Origin of the sequence: Burkholderia puraquae, assembly GCF_002099195.1 — a bacterium.
Classification (GTDB): Bacteria; Pseudomonadota; Gammaproteobacteria; order Burkholderiales; family Burkholderiaceae; genus Burkholderia; species Burkholderia puraquae.
The window spans coordinates 13,277-39,616 of the sequence record NZ_NBYX01000013.1 but is presented as its reverse complement, the minus strand read 5'-3'; the positions used below and the strand labels follow the sequence as shown (position 1 = coordinate 39,616).

25 protein-coding genes are annotated in these 26,340 nt (G+C 68.4%); 22 read left to right on the top strand and 3 right to left on the bottom strand.

Features of this window, described 5'->3' with window-relative positions; all coding sequences use genetic code 11:
* The first annotated feature begins 26 nt into the window (after positions 1 to 26).
* Genes gspL through B7G54_RS23475 form a run of 3 tightly spaced genes read left to right on the top strand, consistent with a single transcriptional unit; the run spans position 27 to position 2,708 of the window.
* On the top strand, positions 27 to 1,385 hold the full coding sequence (gene gspL / locus B7G54_RS23485) for a type II secretion system protein GspL (RefSeq protein ID WP_085041251.1): 1,359 nt from the start codon (positions 27 to 29) through the stop codon (positions 1,383 to 1,385).
* Positions 1,382 to 1,888: a type II secretion system protein GspM gene (gene gspM, locus B7G54_RS23480; RefSeq protein WP_085041397.1), complete on the top strand. Its 507-nt coding sequence runs from the start codon at positions 1,382 to 1,384 to the stop codon at positions 1,886 to 1,888. The genes gspL and gspM overlap by 4 nt, the downstream gene beginning before the upstream one ends.
* A 31-nt stretch (positions 1,889 to 1,919) precedes the next feature.
* Positions 1,920 to 2,708, top strand: a complete 789-nt coding sequence (locus tag B7G54_RS23475) for a type II secretion system protein N (RefSeq protein ID WP_085041250.1) — start codon at positions 1,920 to 1,922, stop codon at positions 2,706 to 2,708.
* 22 nt (positions 2,709 to 2,730) lie between these two features.
* Here the strand turns inward: B7G54_RS23475 and B7G54_RS23470 are convergent, their stop codons facing one another.
* Both B7G54_RS23470 and B7G54_RS23465 read right to left on the bottom strand, forming a co-directional pair.
* Positions 2,731 to 4,296 (bottom strand): efflux transporter outer membrane subunit, encoded by a 1,566-nt coding sequence (locus B7G54_RS23470; protein WP_085041249.1) that lies wholly within the window; start codon positions 4,294 to 4,296, stop codon positions 2,731 to 2,733.
* Positions 4,297 to 4,565: 269 nt separating this feature from the next.
* Complete coding sequence (locus tag B7G54_RS23465) at positions 4,566 to 4,850, bottom strand: multidrug ABC transporter ATPase (protein ID WP_085041396.1); 285 nt, start codon at positions 4,848 to 4,850, stop codon at positions 4,566 to 4,568.
* A 174-nt stretch (positions 4,851 to 5,024) separates the two neighbouring features.
* On the opposite strand from B7G54_RS23465, the gene B7G54_RS23460 reads away from it, so the two are divergent.
* Both B7G54_RS23460 and B7G54_RS23455 read left to right on the top strand, forming a co-directional pair.
* Positions 5,025 to 5,516 (top strand): MarR family winged helix-turn-helix transcriptional regulator, encoded by a 492-nt coding sequence (locus tag B7G54_RS23460; protein ID WP_085041248.1) that lies wholly within the window; start codon positions 5,025 to 5,027, stop codon positions 5,514 to 5,516.
* 177 nt (positions 5,517 to 5,693) lie between these two features.
* On the top strand, positions 5,694 to 7,256 hold the full coding sequence (locus B7G54_RS23455; protein ID WP_085041247.1) for a DHA2 family efflux MFS transporter permease subunit: 1,563 nt from the start codon (positions 5,694 to 5,696) through the stop codon (positions 7,254 to 7,256).
* 39 nt (positions 7,257 to 7,295) lie between these two features.
* Here the strand turns inward: B7G54_RS23455 and B7G54_RS23450 are convergent, their stop codons facing one another.
* Positions 7,296 to 8,222: a LysR family transcriptional regulator gene (locus B7G54_RS23450; RefSeq protein WP_085041246.1), complete on the bottom strand. Its 927-nt coding sequence runs from the start codon at positions 8,220 to 8,222 to the stop codon at positions 7,296 to 7,298.
* 141 nt (positions 8,223 to 8,363) lie between these two features.
* Here B7G54_RS23450 and B7G54_RS23445 point away from each other — a divergent pair, with 141 nt between their 5' ends.
* From B7G54_RS23445 to B7G54_RS23365, 17 genes are all read left to right on the top strand, one after another.
* Positions 8,364 to 8,840: a CidA/LrgA family protein gene (locus B7G54_RS23445; RefSeq protein WP_085041395.1), complete on the top strand. Its 477-nt coding sequence runs from the start codon at positions 8,364 to 8,366 to the stop codon at positions 8,838 to 8,840.
* 13 nt (positions 8,841 to 8,853) lie between these two features.
* Complete coding sequence (locus B7G54_RS23440) at positions 8,854 to 9,576, top strand: LrgB family protein (protein WP_085041245.1); 723 nt, start codon at positions 8,854 to 8,856, stop codon at positions 9,574 to 9,576.
* Between the two features lie 282 nt (positions 9,577 to 9,858).
* Positions 9,859 to 10,395 (top strand): flagellar basal body-associated protein FliL, encoded by a 537-nt coding sequence (fliL, locus tag B7G54_RS23435; protein WP_049097223.1) that lies wholly within the window; start codon positions 9,859 to 9,861, stop codon positions 10,393 to 10,395.
* Positions 10,396 to 10,417: 22 nt separating this feature from the next.
* Complete coding sequence (fliM, locus tag B7G54_RS23430) at positions 10,418 to 11,416, top strand: flagellar motor switch protein FliM (RefSeq protein WP_027788752.1); 999 nt, start codon at positions 10,418 to 10,420, stop codon at positions 11,414 to 11,416.
* Entirely contained in the window at positions 11,409 to 11,900 is a 492-nt protein-coding gene (gene fliN, locus B7G54_RS23425) for a flagellar motor switch protein FliN (protein WP_085041244.1), read from the top strand. The genes fliM and fliN overlap by 8 nt, the downstream gene beginning before the upstream one ends.
* On the top strand, positions 11,897 to 12,475 hold the full coding sequence (fliO, locus tag B7G54_RS23420) for a flagellar biosynthetic protein FliO (RefSeq protein WP_085041243.1): 579 nt from the start codon (positions 11,897 to 11,899) through the stop codon (positions 12,473 to 12,475). Before fliN ends, fliO begins: the two co-directional genes overlap by 4 nt.
* A gap of 36 nt (positions 12,476 to 12,511) precedes the next feature.
* The gene (fliP, locus tag B7G54_RS23415; protein WP_085041242.1) at positions 12,512 to 13,273 is read left to right on the top strand and encodes a flagellar type III secretion system pore protein FliP; all 762 of its coding nucleotides are present in this window, start codon (positions 12,512 to 12,514) and stop codon (positions 13,271 to 13,273) included.
* Between the two features lie 19 nt (positions 13,274 to 13,292).
* Positions 13,293 to 13,565 (top strand): flagellar biosynthesis protein FliQ, encoded by a 273-nt coding sequence (gene fliQ / locus B7G54_RS23410; protein ID WP_006491272.1) that lies wholly within the window; start codon positions 13,293 to 13,295, stop codon positions 13,563 to 13,565.
* 23 nt (positions 13,566 to 13,588) lie between these two features.
* Positions 13,589 to 14,371, top strand: a complete 783-nt coding sequence (gene fliR / locus B7G54_RS23405; RefSeq protein ID WP_085041241.1) for a flagellar biosynthetic protein FliR — start codon at positions 13,589 to 13,591, stop codon at positions 14,369 to 14,371.
* A 165-nt stretch (positions 14,372 to 14,536) separates the two neighbouring features.
* Positions 14,537 to 15,541: an ABC transporter substrate-binding protein gene (locus tag B7G54_RS23400; RefSeq protein WP_085041394.1), complete on the top strand. Its 1,005-nt coding sequence runs from the start codon at positions 14,537 to 14,539 to the stop codon at positions 15,539 to 15,541.
* 124 nt (positions 15,542 to 15,665) lie between these two features.
* On the top strand, positions 15,666 to 16,463 hold the full coding sequence (locus tag B7G54_RS23395) for an ABC transporter ATP-binding protein (protein WP_085041240.1): 798 nt from the start codon (positions 15,666 to 15,668) through the stop codon (positions 16,461 to 16,463).
* Between the two features lie 38 nt (positions 16,464 to 16,501).
* Positions 16,502 to 17,359, top strand: coding sequence for an ABC transporter permease (locus B7G54_RS23390; RefSeq protein WP_106409011.1), 858 nt, complete (start codon positions 16,502 to 16,504; stop codon positions 17,357 to 17,359).
* Between the two features lie 88 nt (positions 17,360 to 17,447).
* Positions 17,448 to 18,815: a sensor histidine kinase gene (locus B7G54_RS23385; protein ID WP_085041239.1), complete on the top strand. Its 1,368-nt coding sequence runs from the start codon at positions 17,448 to 17,450 to the stop codon at positions 18,813 to 18,815.
* A 12-nt stretch (positions 18,816 to 18,827) separates the two neighbouring features.
* Positions 18,828 to 19,505 carry a response regulator gene (locus B7G54_RS23380; protein WP_085041238.1) on the top strand — a complete coding sequence of 226 codons (678 nt, stop codon included), beginning with the start codon at positions 18,828 to 18,830 and terminating at the stop codon, positions 19,503 to 19,505.
* 286 nt (positions 19,506 to 19,791) lie between these two features.
* On the top strand, positions 19,792 to 20,922 hold the full coding sequence (locus B7G54_RS23375) for a porin (RefSeq protein WP_085041237.1): 1,131 nt from the start codon (positions 19,792 to 19,794) through the stop codon (positions 20,920 to 20,922).
* Positions 20,923 to 21,258: 336 nt separating this feature from the next.
* Complete coding sequence (locus B7G54_RS23370; protein ID WP_085041236.1) at positions 21,259 to 23,277, top strand: site-specific DNA-methyltransferase; 2,019 nt, start codon at positions 21,259 to 21,261, stop codon at positions 23,275 to 23,277.
* Positions 23,277 to 26,303 (top strand): type III restriction-modification system endonuclease, encoded by a 3,027-nt coding sequence (locus B7G54_RS23365; RefSeq protein WP_085041235.1) that lies wholly within the window; start codon positions 23,277 to 23,279, stop codon positions 26,301 to 26,303. Before B7G54_RS23370 ends, B7G54_RS23365 begins: the two co-directional genes overlap by 1 nt.
* Positions 26,304 to 26,340 lie beyond the last annotated feature (37 nt).

Here is a 26,340-nt window from a genome sequence, read left to right as displayed (position 1 = left end):
CGACGCCAATCGGGAGAGGAGCTCTTGTGAGCACGTTGATTGTTTCTTTGCCGCCGCGCGAGCCTGCCGTGCCGTTGCAGGAATGGCAGTGGCCCGAGCTGCCGTTCACGCTCGTCGACAAGGCCGGCCACGTGCAGCGCGCCGGCCGCGCCGCGCTCGCGCTGCTGCCGCGCGCGAACGCGACGGTGCTGATCGTCGCCGCGCGCGACGTGCTGCTGCTGGCCGCGACCGTGCCGCCGCTGAAGGGACCGAAACTGCGCCAGGCGCTGCCCAACATCATCGAGGATCAGCTGATCCAGGATCCGCTCGGCTGCCATATCGCGCTCGATCCGGACGCGCTGCCCGACGGGCGCCGCGTGCTGGCCGTCGTCGATCGCGCGTGGTTCCGCACGATCTGCGAAGCGTTCACGGCGGCCGGCCACCGGCACCTGAGCGCGGTGCCCGCGACCCGCTGCCTGCCGGCGCCGCACGCAACGGGCGCGCCGGCCGGCAGCGAAGCCGCCGCCGCCGCGGTTGCCGCGGACGCCGTCGAGGCGCCGCCGGCCCGCCCGACGACGGTGGCCGCGGTGCTCGGCCTCGCGGCATCGGTCGAACAGGTGCTCGTCGAGGCCGGCGCGCAGCCGGCTGCGGCCGGTGCGCCACGCCTCGAACTCGCGGTTGCGCGCGGTGCGCTCGGCGAAGGCTTCGCGGCGCCCGCGTCGCGCGCAGCCGGCACGCTGGCTGCGCTCGCGGGCGGCGGTGACGTCGAACTGTACGAACTCGGCGAACCGGGCGCGGAGCCGCGGCTCGCGTCGGTCGGCCGTGCTGACGGCCCGTTGCTGCCGGGCGCCGCGCCGCTGTCGTTCGACACGTTCGCGCGGCGCGCGCTGACCGAGAAGTTCGACCTGTGCCAGTTCGAATTCGAATCGCAGCCGTGGCGCTTCGACCGCGCGACGGTGAAGCGCCTGCGCGTGCCGCTCGCCCTCGTCGCGGCGACGCTCGGCGTGGCGGTGATCGGGATGAACCTGCACTGGTGGAAGCTGTCGCGCGAGCGCGATGCGCTGTCCGCGCAGATCACCGAGACGCTGCTGTCCGCGTTCCCGAAGACGACGACGGTGCTCGATCCGCCCGCGCAGATGCAGCGCCAGCTCGACCAGTTGCGCCTGGCGGCCGGCGAGCTGTCGCCGAACGATTTCCTCGCGCTGTCGAGCGGGCTGTCGCGTTCGATGGGTGCGCTGCCGCTGAACGGCATCGCGTCGCTCGACTATCACGACCGGCGGCTCGACGTCGGCTTCAAGCCGGAGGTCAAGGTCGATCCCGATTTCACGCAGCGCCTCGCGCGTAACGGACTGTCCGGCGAAGTCGACAGCAACACGGGCAAATGGACGATCCGGAGCCGCTCATGAAGACGGAACAACTGAACCAGACGCTGGCCCAGTTCTGGGGCGAGCGCTCCCAACGCGAAAAAATGCTGCTCGGCTGGGGCGGCGCCGTGCTGGCGGTCGCGATCGCGTATTCGGTGCTGTGGTCGCCCGCGCAGGAAGGCCGCGCGCGGATCCAGCGCGAGCTGCCGACGATGCGCCGCGAGCTTGCGCAAATGACTGCGCAGGCGAACGAGGCGAAATCGCTGGCGGCCGCCGCGCAGGGCGTGGCGCCGACCGGCCTCGCGTTGAAGGACGCGCTCACCGCGTCGCTGTCCGATCACGGGATGCAGGGCGCGCAGGTGCAGATCGTCGGCAACGGCGTGCAGATCCAGATGAAGAACGTGTCGTTCCCGGCGTGGACGCAGTGGCTCGACGATGCGCGCCGGCAGTTCAAGGTGCAGGTCGGTGAGGCGCATGCCACCGCGCTGAAGGACGACGGCCAGGTCGACCTGACGGCCGTGATGCAACCGTCTACGCAGAAATGACGCAGTGGATGACGCAAGTGGCGGCCGGCCGATGAGGCCGGGGATGAAGCGGCTCGCCACCGCATTGCCGTGGGTACTGGCGGGTGGACTGGCGACGGCGGTGACGCTCGTCGCGCTCGCGCCGGCCGCGTGGATCGCGCCGCAGTTCGCGCGCGCGACCGGCGGGCATGTGAATCTCGTCGATCCCGACGGGTCGCTGTGGCACGGTTCGGGCACGCTGATGCTCGCGCCGGGCGCCGACCAGAGCACGGCCACGCTGCTGCCGGGGCGGGTCGAATGGACCACGGGCTTCTGGCCACTGCTGACCGGGCGCGTGCAGATGCGCATGCGGCAGACCGAGGCGATGCCCGATGCGGTCACGCTCGATGCGACGTGGCGCGGCGCGGTGCTGTCGGCGGGCACGATGGCCGTGCCCGCGTCGCTGCTCGCAGGGCTCGGCACGCCGTTCAACACGCTCGACCTGCAGGGCGACGTGCGGCTCGGCTGGAGCGACTGGCGCCTGATCGGCAACAACGCGTTCGGCCAGCTGACGGTAACGATCGACTCGATGAGTTCGCGCGTATCGCGCGTGAAGCCGCTCGGTTCGTACCGCGCGGTGCTGCAGGCGAAGGGGGCCGGCGCCGATCTCGACCTGTCGACGACGCAGGGCCCGCTGTTCCTCGACGGCCACGGCAGCTTCGGCCCCGGCCAGGGATCGTTCCGCGGCACCGCGCATTCGGCGCCCGAGCAGCAGGCGAACCTCGCCGGGCTGCTGAACCTGCTCGGCCACCCGATCGGCAACAACGAGGTGTCGCTGATCTTCGGCGACGCGCAGCGCTGACGCGCGCGTCGCCCTTCCCTTCCTACTGCTGCGCGAGCGGCGCGGCAGCCGACGGTGCGGTGGCTGCAGGCGCGGCCGCACCGGACGCCGGCACGGGTGCCGGCGCAGCCATGTCGCCGTTCTCGCGCGCCATCTCCGATACGTTCCAGCCGCCGCCGAGCGCCTTCACGAGCCCGACCGACGACACCATCCGCTGCCCGGCGATCGTCGAGAGCTTCTGCTGCGCGGTGAACGCGGTGGTCTGCGCGGTCAGCACGTTCAGGTAGGCGACCGTGCCGGCCTTGTACTGGTTCGTGACGATCGCAAGCGAATGCTCGGCGCTGTCGACAGCCTGCCGCTGCACGTCGATTTCCTGCGCGAGGATGCGTTGCGACGCGAGGTTGTCCTCGACGTCCTGGAACGCGGTGAGCACCGCGAGACGGTACGCGGCGACATCCTGGTCGTAGGTCGCGCGCGCGGCGTCGGTCTGCGCGGCGCGCAGCCCTGCGTCGAACAGCGTGGCCGCGAGCTGCGGGCCGACCGTCCAGAAACGCGCCGGCAGCGTGAACAGCTGCGACCACACCGAACTCTGGAAGCCGCCGGTGGCCGACAGCGTGAGCGTCGGGAAGAACGCTGAGATCGCGACGCCGATCTGCTCGTTCGCGGCCGCCGCACGGCGCTCGGCCGCCGCGATGTCGGGCCTGCGCTCGAGGATCGCGGACGGCACGTCGACCGGCGTGATCGGCGGCTCGGCCGCGAGCGGATTCGGCGGCAGCGAGAAGGTCGACGCCGGTTCGCCGATCAGCGTCGCGATCGCATGCTCGTACTGCGCGCGCGCGACGCCGTTGTCGATCGACGCCGCCTGTGCGCTCTGCAGCTGCGTTTGCGCCTGGATCACGTCCGCGCGTGCGGCGACGCCCTGCGCGTACTGGTTCTGCGTGAGCGTCAGCGACTGCTGGTACGACTTCACGGTGTCGTCGAGCAGCTTCTGCAGCGCATCGGACGTGCGCAGCTGGAAATAGGTTTGCGCGAGCAGCGCCTGCTGCGACAGCCGCGCGTTCGCGAGATCGGCCGCGGCGGCCGCTTCGCCGGCGCGCTGCGCGCTGACGGTACGGCTCACCTTGCCCCACAGGTCGGGTTCCCAGCTCGCATCGAGGCCGACGCTGTAGCTGTTGTTGATCGAGCCGGACGAACCGCTGCCGAAACTCGACGACGAGCCCGACGACACCGACGTGCGCGGCGTCCGGGCGCGCGAGCCCGACGCGGTCAGCCCGACGGTCGGGAAATACGCGGCGCGTGCCTCGGTGACGAGCGCGCGCGCCTGCCGGTACGCGGCCGCCGATTGCGCGATGGTCTGGTTCGATGCGTTGAGCTTGCCGATCAGCGCATCGAGCTGCGGATCGTTGTAGACCGCCCACCACGGGCCGCGGTCGGTGCGGTCGGCGGGCTGCGCGACCTTCCAGCCGGCCGGCGCTTCCTTGTATGCGGCGGGGATCGACGTGTCGGGCCGGTGATAGTCGGGCCCGACGGCGCAGCCGGCGAGCAGCACGGCCGTCGCGACGGCGGCGCTCAGCGGGCGAAGGGCGCGCGGGAGGGAGGCGTACGGCATGGTGATGTTCCTGTCTGGGCGCGACGTCCGGCGAGCGGCGTCGCGCGATGCGGTCGTCGTGCCGCTGGCGGACAAATGGTAACTGACGGCGGGAAAGCTGCGCAGCCCCAAGGGTACGGCGCGCGGCGACAGGAATGTGTTACCGGCGCGAGCGGACGGTTTACCGGCCATTACGGCTCGCTTGCAGGAAAACGGGCGTGCGACGCCGGCCGTGCGTGGCGCGGCCGGCGCTCGGTCGGAGCAGTCAGGAAGGCGGGAGATGCGCGATGTCAGTGGCAGCGCGCGGGCAGCGGGAGCGGTTCGGCGGCGGACCGCCATGTCGACGGCTCCGTCGCAGCCGGCTGGCCCGTGCGGCGAGCGCCTTCTTTCGCGTTGCGCTGCCGGCGATGATCGAACCATGCGACCCCGAGCGCCGCGAGCGAACCACCCGGCACCACCAGCATCGTCACGTACAACGCGATTTTCCAGCCGCGGTGCGGCCCGGAAAACACATGGTGAGCGGTATCGGTCAGGTTGCGGCGCAGCGCGCCGGCGGCATTTTTCAGGAACAGCATCGCGAACAACCTCGGGGTGCCCGCAGCGCGGGCGAATCGGTCAGAACATAGTCTCCGGCAGTGCAACATGCACGTCGTAACTGGTTGCTTCAAATAATATTGACTAAGCAAGCAATTTTCAAGATACTGGGCGCGTTTAAATCTGAAACGCACTATTGCTGCGTGCGCAATCGCATGACCGGCGGCCTCTACGATCCCGAGAACATCGCGCTGGAAACGAGCCTCGGCTATTACCTGTCGAAGGCGAAGCAGGCGCTCGTCGAGCGAATGGACCGCGCGCTCGAGCCGCTCGATCTCACCGCGCAGCAGATCGGCGTGATCCTGCTGCTGTCGCGCGGCTATGCGCGCACGCCGTTCGAGCTGTCCCGCAAGATGTCGTACGACAGTGGTTCGATGACGCGGATGCTCGACCGGCTCGAACGCAAGGGGCTGATTGCGCGTTCGCGCAGCGAGCAGGACCGCCGGATGATCGAGCTGACGCTGACCGAACGCGGCGCCGAAGCCGCCCGTGCGCTGCCGTCGCTGGTCGCGACCGCACTCAACGCGCAGCTCGACGGCTTCTCGGCCGACGAACTCGCGACGCTCACCGGCCTGCTGCAGCGCTTCATTGCCAACGGGCCCGGTACGACCGGTTGCCCGAAGCCCGACGACGAAGCGGACTGCTGATGTGCGCGGAGGCCCCATGTCTAGGTTAAACATTCGTTTATTTATCTGTCTGGGCAGAAGATGACAAGGCACGCGCTCCTCTTTTTCCTTTATCCGTTCCACCCGGCCGGGTTGCGCTGCGGCGCACACCCGCGCGTTGTGCCGGCGCGTCGCGCGCGCCGCGTCTAGGAGATTCCGATGTCCGCCACCACGGCATCCGCCGCCTCCCCCGCTTCTTCTCCCGCGCCGCTGTCCGGCGGCGCACTCGCACTGCTCACCGTCGGGCTCGCGCTCGGCACCTTCATGGAGGTGCTCGACACGTCGATCGCGAACGTCGCGGTGCCGACCATCTCCGGCAGCCTCGGCGTCGCGACGAGTGAAGGCACGTGGGTGATCTCGTCGTACTCGGTCGCGTCCGCGATCGCGGTGCCGCTCACCGGCTGGCTCGCCCGGCGGGTCGGCGAGGTGCGCCTGTTCACGCTGTCGGTGCTCGCGTTCACGATCGCGTCGGCACTGTGCGGCCTCGCGACCAACTTCGAGACGCTGATCGCGTTCCGGTTGCTGCAGGGCCTCGTGTCGGGGCCGATGGTGCCGCTGTCGCAGACGATCCTGATGCGCAGCTACCCGCCCGCGAAGCGTGGGCTCGCGCTCGGGCTATGGGCGATGACGGTGATCGTCGCGCCGATCTTCGGCCCGCTGCTGGGCGGCTGGATCAGCGACAACTACACGTGGCCGTGGATCTTCTACATCAACCTGCCGATCGGCATCTTCTCGGCGACCTGCGCGTACTTCCTGCTGCGCGGCCGCGAGACGAAGACGACGAAGCAGCGGATCGACGCGATCGGCCTCGCGCTGCTCGTGATCGGCGTGTCGTGCCTGCAGATGGTGCTCGACCTCGGCAAGGACCGCGACTGGTTCAACTCGACGTTCATCGTTGCGCTCGCGCTGATCGCGGTCGTGTCGCTCGCGTTCATGCTCGTGTGGGAAGCGACCGAAAAGGAGCCGGTGGTCGACCTGTCGCTCTTCAAGGACCGCAACTTCGCGCTCGGCGCGATGATCATCTCGTTCGGCTTCATGGCGTTCTTCGGCTCGGTCGTGATCTTCCCGCTGTGGCTGCAGACGGTGATGGGCTACACGGCGGGCAAGGCCGGCCTTGCAACCGCGCCGGTCGGGCTGCTCGCGCTCGTGCTGTCGCCGCTGATCGGCCGCAACATGCACCGGCTCGACCTGCGGATGGTCGCGAGCTTCGCGTTCATCGTGTTCGCCGGCGTGTCGATCTGGAACTCGACGTTTACGCTCGACGTGCCGTTCAACCACGTGATCCTGCCGCGTCTCGTGCAGGGGATCGGCGTCGCGTGCTTCTTCGTGCCGATGACGACGATCACGCTGTCGAGCATCTCCGACGAGCGGCTCGCGAGCGCGTCGGGGCTGTCGAACTTCCTGCGCACGCTGTCGGGCGCGATCGGCACCGCGGCCAGCTCGACGTTCTGGGAGAACGACGCGATCTACCACCACGCGCGGCTGTCGGAATCGGTGAGCGTGTATGCGCAGAACACGACCGACTACCAGGGCGCGCTGGCGCAGCTCGGCGTCGTCGGCCAGACGGCCAATGCGCAGCTCAACCAGCTCGTCACGCAGCAGGGCTTCATGATGGCGACCAACGACTTCTTCCTGCTGTCGGCGTTCATGTTCTGCGCGCTCGCGGCGCTCGTGTGGGTCACGAAGCCGAGGAAGGGCGCGGGGCCGGCGATGGGGCATTGACGGCGCGGCGGGCGGCCGTCGTGCCTGCCTCGGCAGGCCTCACTCCCTCGCCCGCAACCCGCCGAACGCCAGATCGTCGCCGGGCGCGATCGGCAGCGTCGCCCGCGCGACGTCGAGCCACGCACGTGCCGCGTGCGACAGATACCCCTTCTTCAGCCAGCCGAGCGCGATTGCCCACGTGATTTCCGGCTCGACGATCGGCCGGCACGTGAACTGGCCCGCGTCGAGCCGCCGGCAATACGGCTCAGGCAGCAGCGCGATGCCGACCCCCGCATGCACGAGCGCGGCCATGAAATCCCAGTGGCCGCTGCGGCTCACGATCGACGGCGTGAAGCCGGCCTGCCGGCATGCGTCCAGTACCGCGTCGTGCAGCGCGAGGCTTTCCGCGTAGAACACGAACGACTCGCGCGCGAGATCCGCGAGCGGCACGGCCGCGTGATCCTCCCAGCGCGACTCGCGCGGAGCGACGAGCCACAACGGCGCGCGCACCATCGGCAGCCGCTCGAAGGTGCCCGGATCGACCGGCTCCAGCAGCCCGCCCAGCTCAAGTTCACCCGACGTCAGCGCGGCCTCGATCATCCGCGCGCCCTGCTCGAACAGCTTCAGTTCGATGTTCGGATAGCGCTGCTTGTACGCGGCGATGATCGGCGTGAACAGCGAGCCGCCGAGCGGCGGGATCCCGATCGTCAGCTCGCCACGCCCGAGCGTGCCGAGATCGTTCAGCTCCGACTGCAGCTGCGCCTGCGCGGCGAGCACGTCCTGGCCGCGCTGGAACACGATCCGCCCCGCGTCGGTCAGCACCATCTGCCGGCCGTCGCGCAGCAGCAGCGGCGAACCGATCTCGTCCTCGAGCGCCTTCACCATCTTGCTGATGGTCGGCTGGGTCACGAACAGCTTGTCGGCGGCCGCCGTGAAGCTCTGCTGGCGAACCACCTCGACGAAGTACCGCAGCGCGCGCAATTCCATCGGTGTCTCCCCAAATTGGTGCGGCGATCCAAGATTGAATTCCGAATTGGAATGACAAGGATAGAGACAAGTCATTTTATTTATGGTTAGGGGAAACCCTATACTGACGCCATTGACAGCATCATCCGTATGGAGCCCGCCATGAACAAGCCGACCACCACTGCCGCCGCCCGCCCCGCCGCTTCCGGCAACGTTGCGCGCACGGGCCGGATCGTGCTGCAGTCCGCCGCGCTCGGCGTGCTGTGGATGGCGGTCGACTGGGCCGTGCGCAAGGTCGGGCTGCCGGTGCCGTCCGGCGTGATCGGCCTTGCGGTGCTCCTTGCGCTGCTGTTCTCGGGCCGCGTCGCGCCTGCGTGGGTGAAGGACGGCGCGAACTGGCTGCTGTCCGACATGCTGCTGTTCTTCGTGCCGGCCGCCGTCGCGGCCGTGCAGTACGGCGGGCTGTTCCGCGAGGACGGCTGGCGCATCGCGCTGGTGATGCTCGCCGGCACCGCGTTCGTGATGGTCGCGGTGGCCGTTGCGGTCGACCTCGCCGCGAAGCTCGAGCGCCGGCTCGCCGCACAGCGCGTGTTCGCCGAACGCCGCCGCGCACGCCTGAGCGCCGTGGCCGCGCACTGAGCTGGAGCATCCGATGCTTGCCGCGCTCTCGAACCTGTCCGCCGACCGCGTGAATACCGCGATCTCCCTCGGCTGCTTCGTGCTGACGGTCGTGCTGTATTTCGCGTCGAAGCGGCTCTACGCATACAAGAAGACGCTGCTGTTCTCGCCGCTCGTGTTCGTGCCGGGCGTGCTGGTGCTGCTCGTCCTGCTGACCGGCATCCCGTATTCGGTCTACTTCCGCGACACGCGCTGGCTGATGTGGCTGCTCGGCCCGGCGACGATCGCGTTCGCGGTGCCGATCTACGACTATCGCGACCTGATCCGTCGCCACTGGCTGTCGCTGTCGGTCGGCGTCGCGGTCGGGATCGCCGCGGGCGTGTGCGGGTCGCTGCTGCTCGCAAAGCTGCTGCACCTGTCGCCCGAGCTGCAGCGCTCGCTGATGACGCGCTCGGTGTCGACACCGTTCGCGCTCGCCGTGTCGGACAAGATCCACGCGCCGAAGGATCTCACCGCGCTGTTCGTGATCGCGACCGGTATCTGCGGAATGCTGCTCGGCGAACTGGTGCTCGCACTGGTGCCGATGCGTACGCGGCTCGCGCGCGGCGCGCTGTTCGGCGCGGCAGCCCACGGCGTGGGCACCGCGAAGGCGCGCGAGATCGGCAGCGAGGAAGGCGTCGTGTCGAGCCTGACGATGATGATCGCGGGCGTCGCGATGGTGCTGATCGCGCCGCTCCTGACGCTGCTGCCGATCTGACCGGGCGACCGACGGCCGCCTGGCGCCGGCCCGGCGCGACGCGATCGTGCCTGCACCGTCGGCGCGGCAGGCCCCGTGCGGCGGGCACGGCGCCACCTCCCGGCCGGGCCCGCTCCATGTGCCGGCCCGGCGGCCCTTTCCGCGCCCGGCATGGCCGCCTTCTCCGGCCAGCCCTACCCTGCATCCGGCCGACACTCGGTCGACACCCGGCCGACCATCGGCTGAGATAGCCGCAAATCCCCCCTCTTTTCCGCCCATCGGGCTCGGCCCGGATGCCGAACAATGCATGCTACGAGACATCACGCACGCATTCACATGGCCTCCACGACCGCAAACCCGACCGCCGACAAGCCGGCTTCGTCCGGCAAGTTCAAGCGCATCGCGCTCATCGCCGTCATCGCGCTGGGCGCGGCGGCCGCCGCAGCCGGCGGCATGTACGTGTTCCTGAGCAAGGAAGGCGTCGGCCATGCGAGCGCGCCCGCCGAGCCGGCGCCGCTCGCCGCGCCGGTGTTCTTCCCGCTCGACCCGCTGACCGTGAACCTGCAGTCCGACGACGGCGCGCAGCACTACCTGCGCGTCGGCCTGTCGCTGAAGCTCACCGACCCGAAGGCGCAGGAGCAACTGACCGCGCGGATGCCGGAGATCCGCAGCCGGATCCTGCTCGCGCTGTCGAACAAGCATCCCGAGGATCTCGCGACGCCGGACGGCAAACGTTCGCTCGCGAAGGAGCTGCGGGAACTGATCGAGCAGCCGACGCAGCCGGGCAACCAGCGCGCGAAGGTCGACGACGTGCTGTTCACCGAGTTCGTCGTCCAGTAACGCGGCCGCGAAAGGAGCGCGTATGGGCCACCAGGAGTTCATGTCCCAGGAGGAGGTCGATGCCCTCCTCAAGGGCGTCACGGGCGAAACCGATGCAGTCGACGAGCAGCGCGACACATCGGGCGTCCGCCCCTACAACATCGCGACGCAGGAGCGGATCGTCCGCGGCCGGATGCCCGGCCTCGAGATCATCAACGACCGCTTCGCGCGCCTGCTGCGGATCGGCATCTTCAACTTCATGCGGCGCACGGCGGAAATCTCCGTCAGCCAGGTGAAGGTGCAGAAGTACAGCGAGTTCACCCGCAACCTGCCGATCCCGACGAACCTGAACCTCGTGCACGTGAAGCCGCTGCGCGGCACGTCGCTGTTCGTGTTCGACCCGAACCTCGTGTTCTTCGTCGTCGACAACCTGTTCGGCGGCGACGGGCGCTTTCACACGCGCGTCGAGGGCCGCGACTTCACGGCCACCGAGCAGCGGATCATCGGCAAGCTGCTGAACCTCGTGTTCGAGCACTACACGACCGCATGGAAGAGCGTGCGGCCGCTGCAGTTCGAATTCGTGCGCTCGGAGATGCACACGCAGTTCGCGAACGTCGCGACGCCGAACGAGATCGTGATCGTCACGCAGTTCTCGATCGAGTTCGGGCCGACGGGCGGCACGCTGCACATCTGCATGCCGTATTCGATGGTCGAGCCGATCCGCGACGTGCTCGCGTCGCCGATCCAGGGTGAGGCGCTCGAAGTCGACCGCCGCTGGGTGCGCGTGCTGTCGCAGCAGGTGCAGGCCGCCGAGGTCGAGCTGACCGCGAATCTCGCCGAGATCTCGTCGACCTTCGAGAAGATCCTGAACCTGCGCGCGGGCGACGTGCTGCCGCTGGAAATCGAGGACACGATCACCGCGAAGGTCGACGGCGTGCCGGTGATGGAATGCGGCTACGGAATTTTCAATGGTCAATATGCGTTGCGCGTGCAGAAGATGATCAGCGCGGGCGATTCGATGAAGGAAGGTGGATATGAGTGAGCTGAACCAGACGCCCGAGGACGACGCACAAGCGATGGCCGACGCGGCCCTCGCGGCATCGGCTGCCGCCGCGCAGGCGGCACCGGCCGCGTCGGAAGAAGATCCGGGCATGGACGACTGGGCGGCCGCGCTCGCCGAGCAGAACCAGCAGCCGGTGCCGGCGGGCGCGACGGGCGCCGGCGTGTTCCAGCCGCTGTCGAAGGCCGCGGCAAGCTCGACGCACAACGACATCGAGATGATCCTCGACATCCCGGTCAAGATGACCGTGGAGCTCGGCCGCACGAAGATCGCGATCCGCAACCTGCTGCAGCTCGCGCAGGGTTCGGTCGTCGAGCTGGACGGCATGGCCGGCGAGCCGATGGACGTGCTCGTGAACGGCTGCCTGATCGCGCAGGGCGAGGTGGTGGTGGTCAACGACAAGTTCGGTATCCGCCTGACCGACATCATCACGCCGGCCGAACGCATCCGGAAGCTGAACCGGTGAACGCAGTCGCGCCCGGCCGCCGCGTGCGCGTCGCGAGCGTGGCGGCGGCTGCCGCGGCCATTGCGGCGTCGCTTGCCTGCGCGCCGGCCGGCGCCGCCGACATGAACGCGGTGAACCACGCCGGGTCGATCGCGTCGAGCGTGATGGTCGGCTCGGCCGCGCCGTCGCTCGGCATCGGCGCGGTGCTGCAGACGCTGGTCGGGCTCGCGGTCGTGATCGGTCTCGTGTTCGCGTGCGCGTGGCTCGCGCGCCGCTTCGGCTTCCAGCACGCGCGGCGCGGCGGCCCGCTGAAGGTCGTGTCGAGCGTCGCGGTCGGCGCGAAGGAAAGCGCGACGATCGTCGAGATCGGCGACACCTGGCTCGTGCTCGGCGTCGCGCCGGGCAACGTGCGATTGCTGCATACGCTGCCGGCCGGCTCGGCAGCGGCTACCGCGACAGTGGCGTCGGCCCCGGCCGATGCGCCCGCCGGCGCCGCACCGTCCGAAGGCGGCCTGCCCGGCACGTTCGGCTCGCGGTTTCGCGACGCGCTCGCCGGCGAAGCCGCGAAGCGCCTCGGTCGCGGCAAAGATCGCTGACATGGCGCCGCGCCCTCTTTCCGACCCCGCATTCCGATGAAACACGCATTCCTGCATCGCTGGGCGCGCTTCGCGCCCGTGCTGATCCTCTGCCTCGCCCCCGCGCTCGCGTGCGCGCAGGCGAACGGCCTGCCCGCATTCAACGCGAGCCCGGGCCCGCACGGCGCCACCACCTATTCGCTGAGCGTGCAGACGATGCTGCTGCTCACGATGCTGTCGTTCCTGCCGGCGATGCTGCTGATGATGACGAGCTTCACGCGCATCATCATCGTGCTGTCGCTGCTGCGCCAGGCGCTCGGCACCGCGACGACGCCGCCGAACCAGGTGCTCGTCGGCCTCGCGATGTTCCTCACCTTCTTCGTGATGTCGCCGGTGCTCGACCGCGCCTACAACGACGGCTACAAGCCGTTCTCCGACGGCTCGATGCCGATGGAGCAGGCGGTGCAGCGCGGCGTCGCGCCGTTCAAGACCTTCATGCTGAAGCAGACTCGCGAGACCGATCTCGCGCTGTTCGCGAAGATCTCGAAGGCCGCGCCGATGCAGGGCCCCGAGGACGTGCCCCTGTCGCTGCTGGTGCCCGCGTTCGTCACGAGCGAGCTGAAGACCGGCTTCCAGATCGGCTTCACGGTCTTCATCCCGTTCCTGATCATCGACATGGTCGTCGCGAGCGTGCTGATGTCGATGGGGATGATGATGGTGTCGCCGTCCACCGTGTCGCTGCCGTTCAAGCTGATGCTGTTCGTGCTGGTCGACGGCTGGCAGCTGCTGATCGGCTCGCTCGCACAAAGCTTTACGTAAGCGGCGGAGGAAACGCGCGATGACGCCCGAACAAGTGATGACCCTGGCGCACCAGGCGATGATGGTCGGCCTGCTGCTTGCCGCCCCGCTGCTGCTGGTCGCGCTCGCGGTCGGCCTCGTCGTGAGCCTGTTCCAGGCCGCGACGCAGATCAACGAGGCGACGCTGTCGTTCATCCCGAAGCTGCTCGCGGTCGCCGCGACACTCGTGATCGCCGGCCCGTGGATGCTGACGACGATGCTCGACTACCTGCGGCAGACGCTGCTGCACGTCGCGACGCTCGGCGTCGGCTGAGCCGCGCGCAGCACCCGGCGGCGATGTTCTCGGTTACCTACGCGCAGCTCAACGGCTGGCTCACGGCGTTCCTGTGGCCGTTCGTGCGGATGCTCGCGCTCGTCGCGACCGCGCCCGTCGTGGGCCACGCGGCGGTGCCCGTGCGCGTGAAGATCGGCCTCGCCGCGTTCATGGCGCTGGTCGTCGCACCAACGCTCGGTGCGATGCCGGACGTCACCGTGTTCTCCGCGCAGGGCATCTGGATCCTCGTCACGCAATTCCTGATCGGCGTCGCGCTGGGCTTCACGATGCAGCTCGTGTTCGCGGCCGTCGAGGCGGCCGGCGACTTCATCGGGCTGTCGATGGGGCTCGGCTTCGCCACCTTCTTCGATCCGCACACGAGCGGCGCGACGCCCGTGATGGGCCGCTTCCTGAACGCGGTCGCGATGCTCGCGTTCCTCGCGGTGGACGGCCACCTGCAGGTGTTCGCCGCGCTCACCGCGTCGTTCCAGTCGCTGCCGGTGTCGGCCGACCTGCTGCACGCGCCCGGCTGGCGCACGCTCGCCGCATTCGGCACGACGGTGTTCGAGATGGGGCTGCTGCTCTCGCTGCCGGTGGTCGCGGCGCTGCTGATCGCGAACCTCGCGCTTGGCATCCTGAACCGCGCGGCGCCGCAGATCGGCGTGTTCCAGGTCGGCTTCCCCGTCACGATGCTCGTCGGGCTGTTGCTCGTGCAGCTGATGGTGCCGAACCTCGTGCCGTTCGTGTCGCACCTGTTCGACATGGGGCTCGACGCGATGGGGCGCGTGCTGACCGGCTGGCGCTGAGCGCATCCGGCCCCCGTTCCCGCCTGTTCCGGCCCTCCGTTGCAGGAAAACCCCTAAAGGAATCGCCATCCCGCGAAAGGTTGCAGAAGGTTTCGCCTCCCTATACTCGTCGTGACGATGCAGCAAGCATCGCGCCATACGAATACAACGAACGGAGACGACCCGATGCGACCCATCCTGCGCACCCTCGCCGTGGCAGCCAGCCTGAGCTGCGCGCTTGCCGCTCACCCCGCCTTTGCCGATGACGGCGGCAAGATCACGATCATGGTCGGCGGGATCGCGAAGCTGATTTACCTGCCCGCGCGGCTCACGCAGGAACTCGGCAACTTCAAGGCCGAAGGGCTCGACGTCGAGCTGCTGTCGCAGCCGGCCGGCGTCGACGCGGAGAACGAGCTGCTCGCGGGCGCCGTGCAGGGCGTGGTCGGCTTCTACGACCACACGATCGACCTGCAAAGCAAGGGCAAGGACGTAAAGGCGATCGCCGTGTTCGGCCAGGTGCCGGGCGAAGTCGAGATGGTGTCGACCAAGGCCGCGCCGACCTTCAAGTCGATGGCCGATGCGAAGGGCAAGACGCTCGGCGTGACGGGCCTCGGCTCGTCGACGAGCTTCCTCACCCAATACCTCGCGCTGCAGCACGGCGTGCCGTCGACGGAGTACACGATGCTGCCGGTCGGCGCCGACGCGAGCTTCATCGCGGCGATCAAGCAGGGCCGCATCGACGCCGGGATGACGACCGAGCCGACGGTGTCCGCGCTCGAGAAGATGGGCGACGCGAAGGTGCTTGTCGACATGCGCACCGTCGACGGCACGCGCGCGGCGCTCGGCGGCACCTACCCGGCCGCGAGCCTGTACGTGCAGTCGGCCTGGGCGGATTCGCACAAGGCGCAAGCGGTGAAGCTGGCTCACGCGTTCGCGAAGACGATGCAGTTCATCCACACGCACAGCGCGGACGAAATCGCCGCGAAGATGCCGGCCGACTACCAGAAGGACAAGGCGCTGTACGTGACCGCCCTGAAGGCGTCGCTGCCGATGTACACCGCCGACGGCAAGATGCCGGCCGACGGCCCGGCGACCGTGCTGAAGGTGCTGTCGGCGTTCAACCCGTCGGTGAAGGGCAAGCACATCGACCTGGCGCGCACCTACACGAACGATTTCGTGAACGCGAAGTAATCGATCTCGGCAAAGGCGCCGGCGGCGGCGATCCCGCCGCCGTGCGTACCCCGTACCGGCCCGTTTGACCGGCCCGGCGTTGCGTCACGATGCGACGCCTTCCTCACCCGCAGGACAAAGAGCGATGACCCAGGCAGTCTCCCCGAGCACACCGGCGATCGAGTTTCGCAACGTGTCGTGCCGCTTCATTTCGCCGGAAGGCAAGGCCACCGTCGCGCTGCGCGACTTCAGCATGAGCGTCGCGCGCGGCGAGTTCATCGCGATCGTCGGGCCGACCGGCTGCGGCAAGTCGACGACGCTGAACCTGATCACCGGGCTGCTCAAGCCCGTGTCGGGCGAGGTGCGCGTGATGGGCCGCCCGGTCGACGGGATCGATCCGCGCATCGGCTTCGTGTTCCAGGCCGACGCCGTGTTCCCGTGGCGCAACGTGATCGACAACGTCGCGGCGGGCCCGCTGTTTCGCGGCCGTTCGAAGGACGTCGCGTACGCGCAGGCCGAGGAATGGATCCGCAAGGTCGGCCTCGACAAGTTCACGAAGCACTACCCGCACCAGCTCTCGGGCGGGATGAGGAAGCGCGTCGCGCTCGCGCAGACCTTCATCAACCAGCCGGAAATCCTGCTGATGGACGAGCCGTTCTCCGCGCTCGACATGCAGACGCGCACGCTGATGCAGGACGAGCTGCTGCAGCTCTGGTCCGCGAACAAGGGCTCGGTCGTGTTCGTCACGCACGATCTCGAGGAGGCGATCGCACTCGCCGACCGTGTGTTCGTGCTGACCGCGCGCCCCGCGACGCTCAAGCGCGTGTACGAGATCGACCTGCCGCGCCCGCGCGTCACGTCAGAGATTCGCTACGACGCGCGCTTCATCGAAATTTCCAAGGACATCTGGCACGACCTGCGCGAAGAAGTGCAGATCGGCTGACGCATACGCCGCACGGCAAGGACAGCAAGGACAGGAGCATGACCGACATGACGCTTCCCCCCACCGCCATTCCGGCGACGACGCTCGAGGACGAGTCGCGCGCCGCTCAAACCCGGCTGCGCCGCCGCCGGCAACTGATCATCGGCCTGCGGATCGCCGTGCTCGTCGTCGCGCTCGGCGGCTGGGAACTCGCCGCGCGGCTCAAGTGGATCGATCCGTTCTTCTTCTCGCAGCCGACGCTGATCTTCGCGCAGATCCAGGACTGGTTCGTCAACGGCACGTCGCAAGGGCCGCTGCTCACACAGGTCTGGGTGACGCTCGAGGAGACCACGATCGGCTTCGTGATTGGCTCGGTCGCCGGCGTGATCTGCGGGATCGTGCTCGGCCGCAACAAGCTGATGGCCGACGTGTTCGGCCTGTATATCCAGATCGCGAACTCGATCCCGCGCGTCGTGCTCGGCTCGATCTTCGTGATCGCACTGGGCCTCGGGATGGCGTCGAAGATCGCGCTGGCCGTCGTGATGGTGTTCTTCGTCGTGTTCGGCAACGCGTTCCAGGGCGTGCGCGAAGCCGACCGCTACCTGATCGCGAATGCGCAGATCCTCGGCGCGTCGCGCCGGCAGATCACCACGGCAGTCGTGATCCCGTCCGCGCTGAGCTGGATTCTCGCCAGCCTGCACGTGAGCTTCGGCTTCGCGCTGGTCGGTGCGGTCGTCGGCGAATTCCTGGGTTCCAAGCAGGGCATCGGGCTGCTAATCTCCACCGCCCAGGGTGCGTTCAACGCAAGCGGCGTGTTCGCGGCGATGATCGTGCTGGCCGTGGTCGCGCTGGCCGCCGACTACCTGCTGACGTGGCTCGAGAAGCGGCTGCTGAAGTGGCGCCCCGCGGCGTTCTGAACGCCACCGACGGACGCCTGACATGACACCCCCGACCGCGCCGGCGCCCCCGGCGCGGTTCGGCATTTCGGAGAAGGAGCGCAACAGGATGGCGCACAGCCTGCGCGGGCGGCTGCTGTGGTGGCTGCTGCTGCCGCTCGCGGTGTTCGTGCTGATCGCCGGCGCGATGTCGTACGACACCGCACGGACCACGGCCGCGCTCGTGCAGGACAGCGCGCTCGTCGCGTCCGCGCGCACGATCGGCGAGGACATCGAATGGCGCAACGGGCTGCCGGTTGCCGACGTGCCGCCGGCCGCGCTGGAGATCTTCGAATCGCCGTCGCGCGATTCGGTGTTCTACAAGGTGATCGACGGCCATGACCGCCTGCTCGCGGGCACACCGGCGCTCGACGTGCCCGCGCGGCACGGCATCGAGCCGACGCTGTACGACACGTCGCTCGACGGCGTGCCGCTGCGCGCGGTGGCCTACGATCGCCAGCTGTACGACGAGGGCAAGATCGAGACGGTCACGGTGGCCGTCGCGAAGACGACGCGCTCGCACCGCGCGATGATCGCGACGATCTGGCGGCCGCAGCTCGTGCGCCTGTCGCTGATGCTGATGCTCGCGATGGGGCTCGTGTACCTCGGCCTCACGTTCGAGATGCGTCCGCTGATGAAGCTGAAGGACGACGTGGCCGACCGCGGGCCGATGGAGCTGGAGCCGATCCGCCCCGAGCGGCTGCAGAACGAGCTGAGGCCGATCGTCGATGCGATCAACCAGTGCATTGCGCGGCTCAACACGCATACGGCCACGCAGCGCCGCTTCATCGCGGATGCCGCGCACCAGTTGCGCACGCCGATCGCGGTGCTCGACACGCAGATCCAGTACGCGCAGCGGCGCGGGCACGACGATCCGGAGCTCGCATCGGTGCTCGACAGCATGCAGCGCAGCAGCCGCAAGATGGCCGACGTGACCGACAAGCTGCTGCTGCTCGCGCATGCCGAGGCAACGCCGTCGACGCTGCTGAACCATCGCGTCGATCTTGCGGCCGTGGTGTCGAGCGTGCTCGAGGAGACGATCGTGCTCGCGCAGCGGCGCAATATCGATCTCGGTGCCGATCTCGGCGAGCGGCTCGACGTCGCGGGCAGCGACAGCCTGCTGACCGCGCTGGTGATGAACCTCGTCGACAACGCGGTGCGCTACACGCAGCCCGGCGGCTGCGTGACGGTGGCCGCCCGCCGCGACGGCGGCGCGATCGTGCTCGACGTGGTCGACAACGGCCCCGGCATCCCGGCCGAAGCGCGCCCGCACGTGTTCAAGCGGTTCTACCGCGTGTCGGCCGACACCGAAGGCTCGGGCCTCGGGCTCGCGATCGTCCGCGAGATCGCGCAGGCGCACGGCGGCAGCGCGTCGCTCGCGCCGGGGGCCGGCAATCGCGGTATCGTCGTGACTGTACGGCTGCCTGCGTACGATTGAAGAGATGTCGTCATGAAACTCCTGCTGGTCGAAGACAACGCCGAACTCGCGCACTGGATCGTGACCCTGCTGCGCGGCGAGGATTTCGCGGTCGACTGCGTCGGCGACGGCGAGCGCGCCGATACGGTGCTGAAGACCGAACGCTACGACGCGGTGCTGCTCGACATGCGCCTGCCCGGCATCAGCGGCAAGGAGGTGCTCGCACGGCTGCGGCGCCGCAACGACAACGTGCCGGTGCTGATGCTGACCGCGCACGGCTCGGTCGACGACAAGGTCGACTGCTTCGGCGCGGGCGCCGACGATTACGTCGTGAAGCCGTTCGAATCGCGCGAGCTGGTCGCGCGGATTCGCGCGCTGATCCGCCGGCAGGCCGGCGTCGGCACGACGCAGCTCGTGTGCGGCGATCTCGTCTATGCATTCGGCACGCGCGAATTCCGCTGCGGCGAAACGGTGCTCGCGCTGCGCCGCCGCGAGCACGCGATCCTCGAAACGCTGATGCTGCAGCAGAACAAGACGGTGTCGAAGGCGCGGCTGATGGACAGCGTGTTCGCACTCGACGACGAGCCAAGCGCCGACGCGATCGACATCTACATCCACCGGCTGCGCAAGCATCTCGCGGGCAGCTCGGCCGAGATCATCACGCTGCGCGGGCTCGGTTACATCCTGCGCATGAAGAGCACGCAGGACTGACGGGCGTTCACCTGTCGCCTGGCACGAATTATTGATTCGTAGCACGAAACGTCCTTGAAGCCAGCCGGATGCCCGGCAGGCTCGCCTTCGCATGCCTGCCCGATCCGTGATGGCTGCGCGTTCGGTGTTTTCACCGATCCGATTCCTGCCGCCGGGAAAGCGTCGTGAAGGATTGCACCCTCTACGATGCTACGCGTCGGCCCTCTCGCTGTGGCCGGCAAGAGTCGGCATACATGACGTACTGCCAACGACCAGATTTCAATGCGGCAGCTCGGAGGAGACGATCTTGAAACGAAAAACCCTTGCCCTTTCCATCGCGGCGGCTGGCCTGTGCGCCGGCACCCAGGCGCATGCGCAGTCGAGCGTGCAGCTCTACGGCCTGATGGACCTGAGCTTTCCGACTTACCGAACCCACGCCGACGCGAACGGCAATCACGTGATCGGGATGGGCAACGAAGGCGAGCCGTGGTTCAGCGGCAGCCGCTGGGGCCTGCGCGGTGCCGAAGACATCGGCGGCGGCACGAAGGTCATCTTCCGCCTCGAAAGCGAATTCGTGGTCGCGAACGGCCAGATGGAAGACAGCGGCCAGATTTTCGACCGCGATGCGTGGGTCGGCGTCGAGGACGAGCGCTTCGGCAAGCTGACGGCCGGCTTCCAGAACACCATCGCGCGCGACTCGGCGGCGATCTACGGCGACCCGTACGGCTCTGCCAAGCTGACGACCGAGGAAGGCGGCTGGACCAACTCGAACAACTTCAAGCAGATGATCTTCTACGCGGCCGGCCCGACCGGCACGCGCTACAACAACGGCATCGCGTGGAAGAAGCTGTTCAGCAACGGCATCTTCGCGAGCGCCGGCTACCAGTTCAGCAACTCGACCGCGTTCGCGACCGGCTCCGCGTACCAGGTCGCGCTCGGCTACAACGGCGGGCCGTTCAACGTGTCGGGCTTCTACAACCACGTGAACCACGACGGCTTCACGAACCAGACGTTCTCGGTCGGCGGCAACTACACGTTCAGCATCGTGCGCCTGAACGCCGGCTACTTCCGCTACAACGGCGACCAGGGCTCGCTCGGCCAGCGCCACGACGATTCGTGGACCGTGTCGGTGAAGGTGGCGCCGCCCGGTGCGCTCGACTACGAGCTCGGCTACCAGCAGATGCGGGTGAAGAACGCCGCGAACAATTCCGACGGCTTCACGCCGAACGCCAACCTCGGCGCGTTCAGCCTGACCAACGGCGTCGCCAACGGCTTCAAGGAAACGATCTACGGGTCGGTGTTCTATCACCTGAGCAAGCGCACCGAGGTCTACCTCGCCGGCGACTACATGAAGCTGCACGGCGGCTACACGGTGTCGTCGACGTTCGGCGCGAAGAACCAGCTCGAGCTGACGTCGGGCATCCGCACGCGCTTCTGACCTGAAACGGGGCCCGACGGGCCCCGTCGCACCCTCCGTCCGGGATTCTCCATGCGGGCACGCCGGCGCTTGGCGCCGACCGTGCCCTTTTTTCGTCCTTTCCGGAATACGCCCGCGGATGCCCGCCAGGCGGCTGCCGGCCGGCCATGCGACAACCGGCCCGAAGCCGCTTGCGGCCCGCCCGGCGGGCAATCGCGGCCGATGCCCGCACGATCGGCCCACATCGGCGCTTGACCTCGGCCGATCGACTCGATAGCGTTTCGGGTTTGCCCGGGCGGCTGTTGCCGCCAGTGCCGCGAGCGCGCCCGACGTCCTGGCGCGCGCGGCCGGGCTCCGATGGAAAAGACGATGCAGAAACTCGATGCGGCGAGCCCGCAGGCGATGTCGACGGATTTCACCGCCGACAACGTCGCGCGCCTGAAGGCGCTGTTCCCCGAACTCGTGACCGAAGGCCCCGGCGGCGCGTCGGTCGACGTCGACGTGCTGAAGGCACTCGTCGGCGAACGCACGGTCGGCGACGCCGACGAGCGCTACGGCTTCCACTGGCACGGCAAGCGCAGCGCGCGCCAGGCCGCACTCACGCCGTCGACGGGCACGCTGCGGCCCTGCCCCGACGACAGCGTCGCGTGGGACGACACGCGCCATCTCGTGATCGAGGGCGACAACCTCGACGTGATGAAGCTGCTGCACAAGAGCTACGCGGGCAAGGTGAAGCTCGTCTACATCGACCCGCCGTACAACACCGGCAGCGATTTCGTCTATCCGGACGACTTCAGCGACAGCATCCGCCACTACCTGGCGATGACCGGGCAGACCCAGGGCGGCGTGAAGCGCAGCACCAACACCGAGGCGAACGGCCGGTTCCACACCGACTGGCTGAACATGATGTATCCGCGCCTGAAGCTCGCGCACGCGCTGCTGTCCGACGAAGGGCTGATCGCCGTGCACATCGACGAGCACGAAGTGCATGCGCTCGTGCTGATGCTGCGCGAGATCTTCGGCGAGGAGAACGAGCTCGGCGTGGCCGTGTGGGACAAGCGCAACCCGAAGGGCGACGCGCGCGGTGTCGCGTACCAGCACGAATCGCTGGTGCTGTTCGCGCGCAACGCCGAGACACTGCTCGAACAGGCGCCGCTGAAGCGCCCGAAGCGCAACGCGCAGCGCATGCTCGACGCCGCACACGACGCCGTGTACCGCAGCGGCAACGCGAAGGACGCGCAGAAGGCGTACCGCGCATGGATGAAGGCGCAGACCAACCTGTCCGGCGGCGAAGTGATGTACGACCGGCTGTCGGAAGACGGCCGCGTGTACCGCCTCGTGTCGATGGCGTGGCCGAACAAGAAGAAGGCGCCGGAAGAGTATTTCACGCCGCTGATCCACCCGGTCACCGGCAAGCCGTGCGCGATGCCGGCCCGCGGCTGGCGCAACCCGCCCGCGACGATGCAGGCGCTGATCGAGCGCGGCCAGATCGAATTCGGCGCGGATGAAACCACGCAGCCGCAGCGGATCTACTACCTCGACGAGAACATGTACGAGAACGTGCCGTCGGTGCTGCCGTTCGCCGGCTCCGACGACGCGCTGTTGAAGACGCTCGGCATCCCGTTCGACCTGCCGAAGCCGGTCGATTTCGCGGCGGCCGTGATCGGCTGGTGCACGCGCGGCGACGACATCGTGCTCGACTGCTTCGCCGGCTCCGGCTCGACCGGCCACGCGGTGATGCAGGTGAACGCGACCGACGGCGGTGCGCGCCGCTACATCCTCGTGCAACTGCCCGAGGCGCTCGACCGCCGCGACAAGACGCAGCTGGCGGCCGCCGATTTCTGCGCGAAGCTGAAGAAGCCGCTGACGCTCGCCGAAGTCACGAAGGAACGCCTGCGCCGCGCCGCGCAGCAGGTCGCGCGCGATTACCCGGAAAGCTATGGCGACCTCGGCTTCCGCGTGTACCGGCTCGACACGACCAACGTGATCGAGTGGGATCCGCGCCGCGACGACTTCGACCACGCCCTCTTCGCATCCGTCGAGCACGTGAAGACCGGCCGCACCGAGGACGACCTGCTTGCCGAGCTGACGCTGAAGCTCGGCCTCGACCTGTGCACGCCGGTCGAGCATCACCAGGTGGCGGGCAAGACCGTGCACCTGATCGGCCGCTCGATCGTCGCTTGCTTCGATGCGCGCATCTCGCGCGACGACGCGGGCCCGCTCGCCGACGGCATCGTCGACCTGCTCGACGCGACCGGCACGACGCACGACGTCACGTGCCTGTTCCGCGACAGCGGTTTCGTCGACGACGTCGCGAAGCTCAATCTCGCCGCGCTGCTCGAACAGCACGGCGTGAAGCGCGTGCGGAGCCTGTGATGCGTCTGCATTTCGAAGCGGATCTCGACTACCAGCGCGAGGCGATCGACGCCGTCTGCGACCTGTTTCGCGGCCAGGAATCGTATCGCGGCGACTTCAGCGTGCTCGCGAACGCCGCGCCCGGCACGACCGCCGCCGCGCAAGGCTCGCTCGGCTTCGCGGTGTCGGAGCAAGGCGTCGGCAACCGGCTGTCGCTGACCGACGACGCGCTCGCGCGCAATCTTGCCGACGTGCAGCTGCGCGGCGGGCTGCCGCCGTCCGGCCTGCCCGGCTCGCGCGACTTTACCGTCGAGATGGAAACCGGCACCGGCAAGACCTACGTGTACCTGCGCACGATCTTCGAGCTGAACCGCCGCTACGGCTTCACGAAATTCGTGATCGTCGTGCCGTCGATCGCGATCAAGGAAGGCGTGCACAAGACGCTCGCGATCACCGAGGATCACTTCCGCGCGCTGTATGCGGGCGTGCCGTACGACTACTTCCTGTACGACTCCGCGAAGCTCGGCCAGGTGCGCCACTTCGCGGCGAGCGCGGCGATCCAGGTCATGGTGATGACCGTTGCCGCGATCAACAAGAAGGAAATCAACAACCTCTACAAGGACAGCGAGAAGACCGGCGGCGAGAAGCCGATCGACCTGATCCGCGCGACGCGGCCGATCGTGATCGTCGACGAGCCGCAAAGCGTCGACGGCGGGCTCGAAGGCCGTGGCCGCGAAGCGCTCGCCGCGATGGCACCGCTCTGCACGCTGCGCTACTCGGCCACGCACGTCGACCGTCACCACATGGTGTACCGGCTCGACGCGGTCGACGCGTACGAGCGCAAGCTCGTCAAGCAGATCGAGATCGCGTCGGCGATCGTCGAGGATGCGCACAACAAGCCGTACGTGCGGCTCGTCGGCGTGTCGAACCGGCGCGGCGCGATCAGCGCGCGCGTCGAGCTCGACGTCGCGACGGCGGCCGGCGTGAAGCGCCAGATCGTGACGGCCACCGACGGCGACGATCTCGAACGGCTGACGAAGCGCGCGCTGTATGCGGGGCTGCGCGTCGGAGAAGTCCACGCGGTGAAGGGTGCCGAATACGTCGAGCTGCGCCATCCGGAAGGCGAGGCGTTCCTGTCGCTCGGCGAGGCGTTCGGCGACATCGACACGCTCGCCGTGCAGCGCGAGATGATCCGCCGCACGATCCGCGAGCATCTGGACAAGGAATTGCGCCTGGCCGAGCGCGGCGTGAAGGTGCTGTCGCTGTTCTTCGTCGATTCGGTCGAACGCTATCGCCGCTACGACGAGAACGGCACGCCCGTGAAGGGCGACTACGCGCTGATCTTCGAAGAGGAATATGCGCGTGCAGCCCGCGTGCCGGCCTACCGTGCGCTGTTCGACGGCGTCGACGTCGCGCTCGAGGTCGAGCGCGCGCACAACGGCTACTTCTCGATCGACCGCAAGGGCGGCTGGACCGACACGAGCGAGAGCAGCGCGGCGGCCCGCGAGAACGCGGAGCGCGCATACGGCCTCATCATGCGCGAGAAGGAAGCGCTGCTGTCGTTCGACACGCCGCTGAAGTTCATCTTCTCGCACTCGGCGCTGAAGGAAGGCTGGGACAACCCGAACGTGTTCCAGATCTGCACGCTGCGCGACATCCAGACCGAACGCGAGCGCCGCCAGACGCTCGGCCGCGGGCTGCGCCTCGCCGTCGACCAGGACGGCGAACGCGTGCGCGATGCGGGCGTGAACACGCTCACGGTGATCGCGACCGAGCGCTACGAGTCGTTCGCGGAGAACCTGCAGAAGGAAATCGAGGCCGATACGGGCATCCGTTTCGGGATCGTCGAGGAACACCAGTTCGCGGCGCTGCCCGTGCAGGAAGGCGACGGGCCCGCGCATGCGCTCGGCATCGAGCTGTCGCGCGTGCTGTGGAACCACCTGCACGAGCAAGGCTACGTCGACGCGCAAGGCAAGGTGCTCGACCGGCTGAAGGATGCGCTGCGCCAGAGCGCGCTGGTGCTGCCCGAAGCGTTCGAGATGCTGCGCGCACCGATCGTCGCAACACTGCGCAAGCTGTCGGGCCGCTTCGCCGTGCGCAATGCGGACGAGCGCCGTGCAATCGCGCTGCGGCGCGATGCGTCGGGCAAGGCCGTCGTGTTCGGCGAGGATTTCCGCGCGCTGTGGGACCGCATCCGCCATCGCACCGTGTACCGCGTCGAGTTCGACAACGCGAAGCTCGTACGCGACTGCGCGGCCGCGCTGCATGACGCGCCGGACATCGCGCGCGCACGGCTGCAGTGGCGCAAGGCCGAGATCGACATCGGCAAGGCCGGCATCGAGGCGATCGAGGTGGCCGGTGCCGGCACGGTGCTGCTCGACGAAGGCGAGCTGCCGTTGCCCGACCTGCTCACCGAGTTGCAGGACCGCACGCAGCTCACGCGCCGTTCGCTTGCGACGATCCTGGCCGACAGCGGCCGGCTCGACGATTTCCGCGTGAATCCGCAGCAGTTCATCGCGGTCGCGGCCGATGCGATCAACCGCTGCAAGCGCCACGCGCTCGTCGCGGGCATCGCGTACCGCAAGCTCGGCGAGCGCCATGTGCATGCGCTGGAATCGTTCGAGAGCGAGGCGCTGACCGGCTACCTGCGCAACCTGCGGCCCGATGCGCAGAAGTCGATCCACGAGGCGGTCGTGTGCGAGACGGACGCGGAGCGCGCGTTCGCCGATGCGCTCGAGGCGCACGACGGCGTGAAGCTGTATGCGAAGCTGCCCGCGTGGTTCCGTGTGCAGACACCGCTCGGCAGCTATCACCCCGACTGGGCCGTGCTCGCGGAACAGGACGGTGGCGAGCGGCTGTACTTCGTCGTCGACACGCCGAATGCGGACGGCCACGTGCCGAGCGAGCACGAGCGTGCGAAGCTCGCATGCGGCGAAGCGCATTTCCGCGCACTGGTGGAAGGCGACGGCGCCGCGCGCTTCGTGCGCGTCAGGCAGGCGGACGCGCTGTTCGAGCCTGTGGCGCCGCTGGCGGGCGCCGGGCGATAACACGAAGGGCGGCGCGGTGAGCCGCCCATTTTTATCG

Bases quoted from the DNA above. Each gene is read 5' to 3' on its own strand.
- gspM (WP_085041397.1), top strand. From the start codon at position 1,382: ATGAAGACGGAACAACTGAACCAGACGCTGGCCCAGTTCTGGGGCGAG.
- B7G54_RS23475 (WP_085041250.1), top strand. From the start codon at position 1,920: ATGAGGCCGGGGATGAAGCGGCTCGCCACCGCATTGCCGTGGGTACTG.
- B7G54_RS23470 (WP_085041249.1), bottom strand. From the start codon at position 4,296: ATGCCGTACGCCTCCCTCCCGCGCGCCCTTCGCCCGCTGAGCGCCGCC.
- B7G54_RS23465 (WP_085041396.1), bottom strand. From the start codon at position 4,850: ATGCTGTTCCTGAAAAATGCCGCCGGCGCGCTGCGCCGCAACCTGACC.
- B7G54_RS23460 (WP_085041248.1), top strand. From the start codon at position 5,025: ATGACCGGCGGCCTCTACGATCCCGAGAACATCGCGCTGGAAACGAGC.
- B7G54_RS23455 (WP_085041247.1), top strand. From the start codon at position 5,694: ATGTCCGCCACCACGGCATCCGCCGCCTCCCCCGCTTCTTCTCCCGCG.
- B7G54_RS23450 (WP_085041246.1), bottom strand. From the start codon at position 8,222: ATGGAATTGCGCGCGCTGCGGTACTTCGTCGAGGTGGTTCGCCAGCAG.
- B7G54_RS23445 (WP_085041395.1), top strand. From the start codon at position 8,364: ATGAACAAGCCGACCACCACTGCCGCCGCCCGCCCCGCCGCTTCCGGC.
- B7G54_RS23440 (WP_085041245.1), top strand. From the start codon at position 8,854: ATGCTTGCCGCGCTCTCGAACCTGTCCGCCGACCGCGTGAATACCGCG.
- fliL (WP_049097223.1), top strand. From the start codon at position 9,859: ATGCATGCTACGAGACATCACGCACGCATTCACATGGCCTCCACGACC.
- fliM (WP_027788752.1), top strand. From the start codon at position 10,418: ATGGGCCACCAGGAGTTCATGTCCCAGGAGGAGGTCGATGCCCTCCTC.
- fliN (WP_085041244.1), top strand. From the start codon at position 11,409: ATGAGTGAGCTGAACCAGACGCCCGAGGACGACGCACAAGCGATGGCC.
- fliP (WP_085041242.1), top strand. From the start codon at position 12,512: ATGAAACACGCATTCCTGCATCGCTGGGCGCGCTTCGCGCCCGTGCTG.
- fliQ (WP_006491272.1), top strand. From the start codon at position 13,293: ATGACGCCCGAACAAGTGATGACCCTGGCGCACCAGGCGATGATGGTC.
- fliR (WP_085041241.1), top strand. From the start codon at position 13,589: ATGTTCTCGGTTACCTACGCGCAGCTCAACGGCTGGCTCACGGCGTTC.
- B7G54_RS23400 (WP_085041394.1), top strand. From the start codon at position 14,537: ATGCGACCCATCCTGCGCACCCTCGCCGTGGCAGCCAGCCTGAGCTGC.
- B7G54_RS23395 (WP_085041240.1), top strand. From the start codon at position 15,666: ATGACCCAGGCAGTCTCCCCGAGCACACCGGCGATCGAGTTTCGCAAC.
- B7G54_RS23390 (WP_106409011.1), top strand. From the start codon at position 16,502: ATGACCGACATGACGCTTCCCCCCACCGCCATTCCGGCGACGACGCTC.
- B7G54_RS23385 (WP_085041239.1), top strand. From the start codon at position 17,448: ATGGCGCACAGCCTGCGCGGGCGGCTGCTGTGGTGGCTGCTGCTGCCG.
- B7G54_RS23380 (WP_085041238.1), top strand. From the start codon at position 18,828: ATGAAACTCCTGCTGGTCGAAGACAACGCCGAACTCGCGCACTGGATC.
- B7G54_RS23370 (WP_085041236.1), top strand. From the start codon at position 21,259: ATGGAAAAGACGATGCAGAAACTCGATGCGGCGAGCCCGCAGGCGATG.
- B7G54_RS23365 (WP_085041235.1), top strand. From the start codon at position 23,277: ATGCGTCTGCATTTCGAAGCGGATCTCGACTACCAGCGCGAGGCGATC.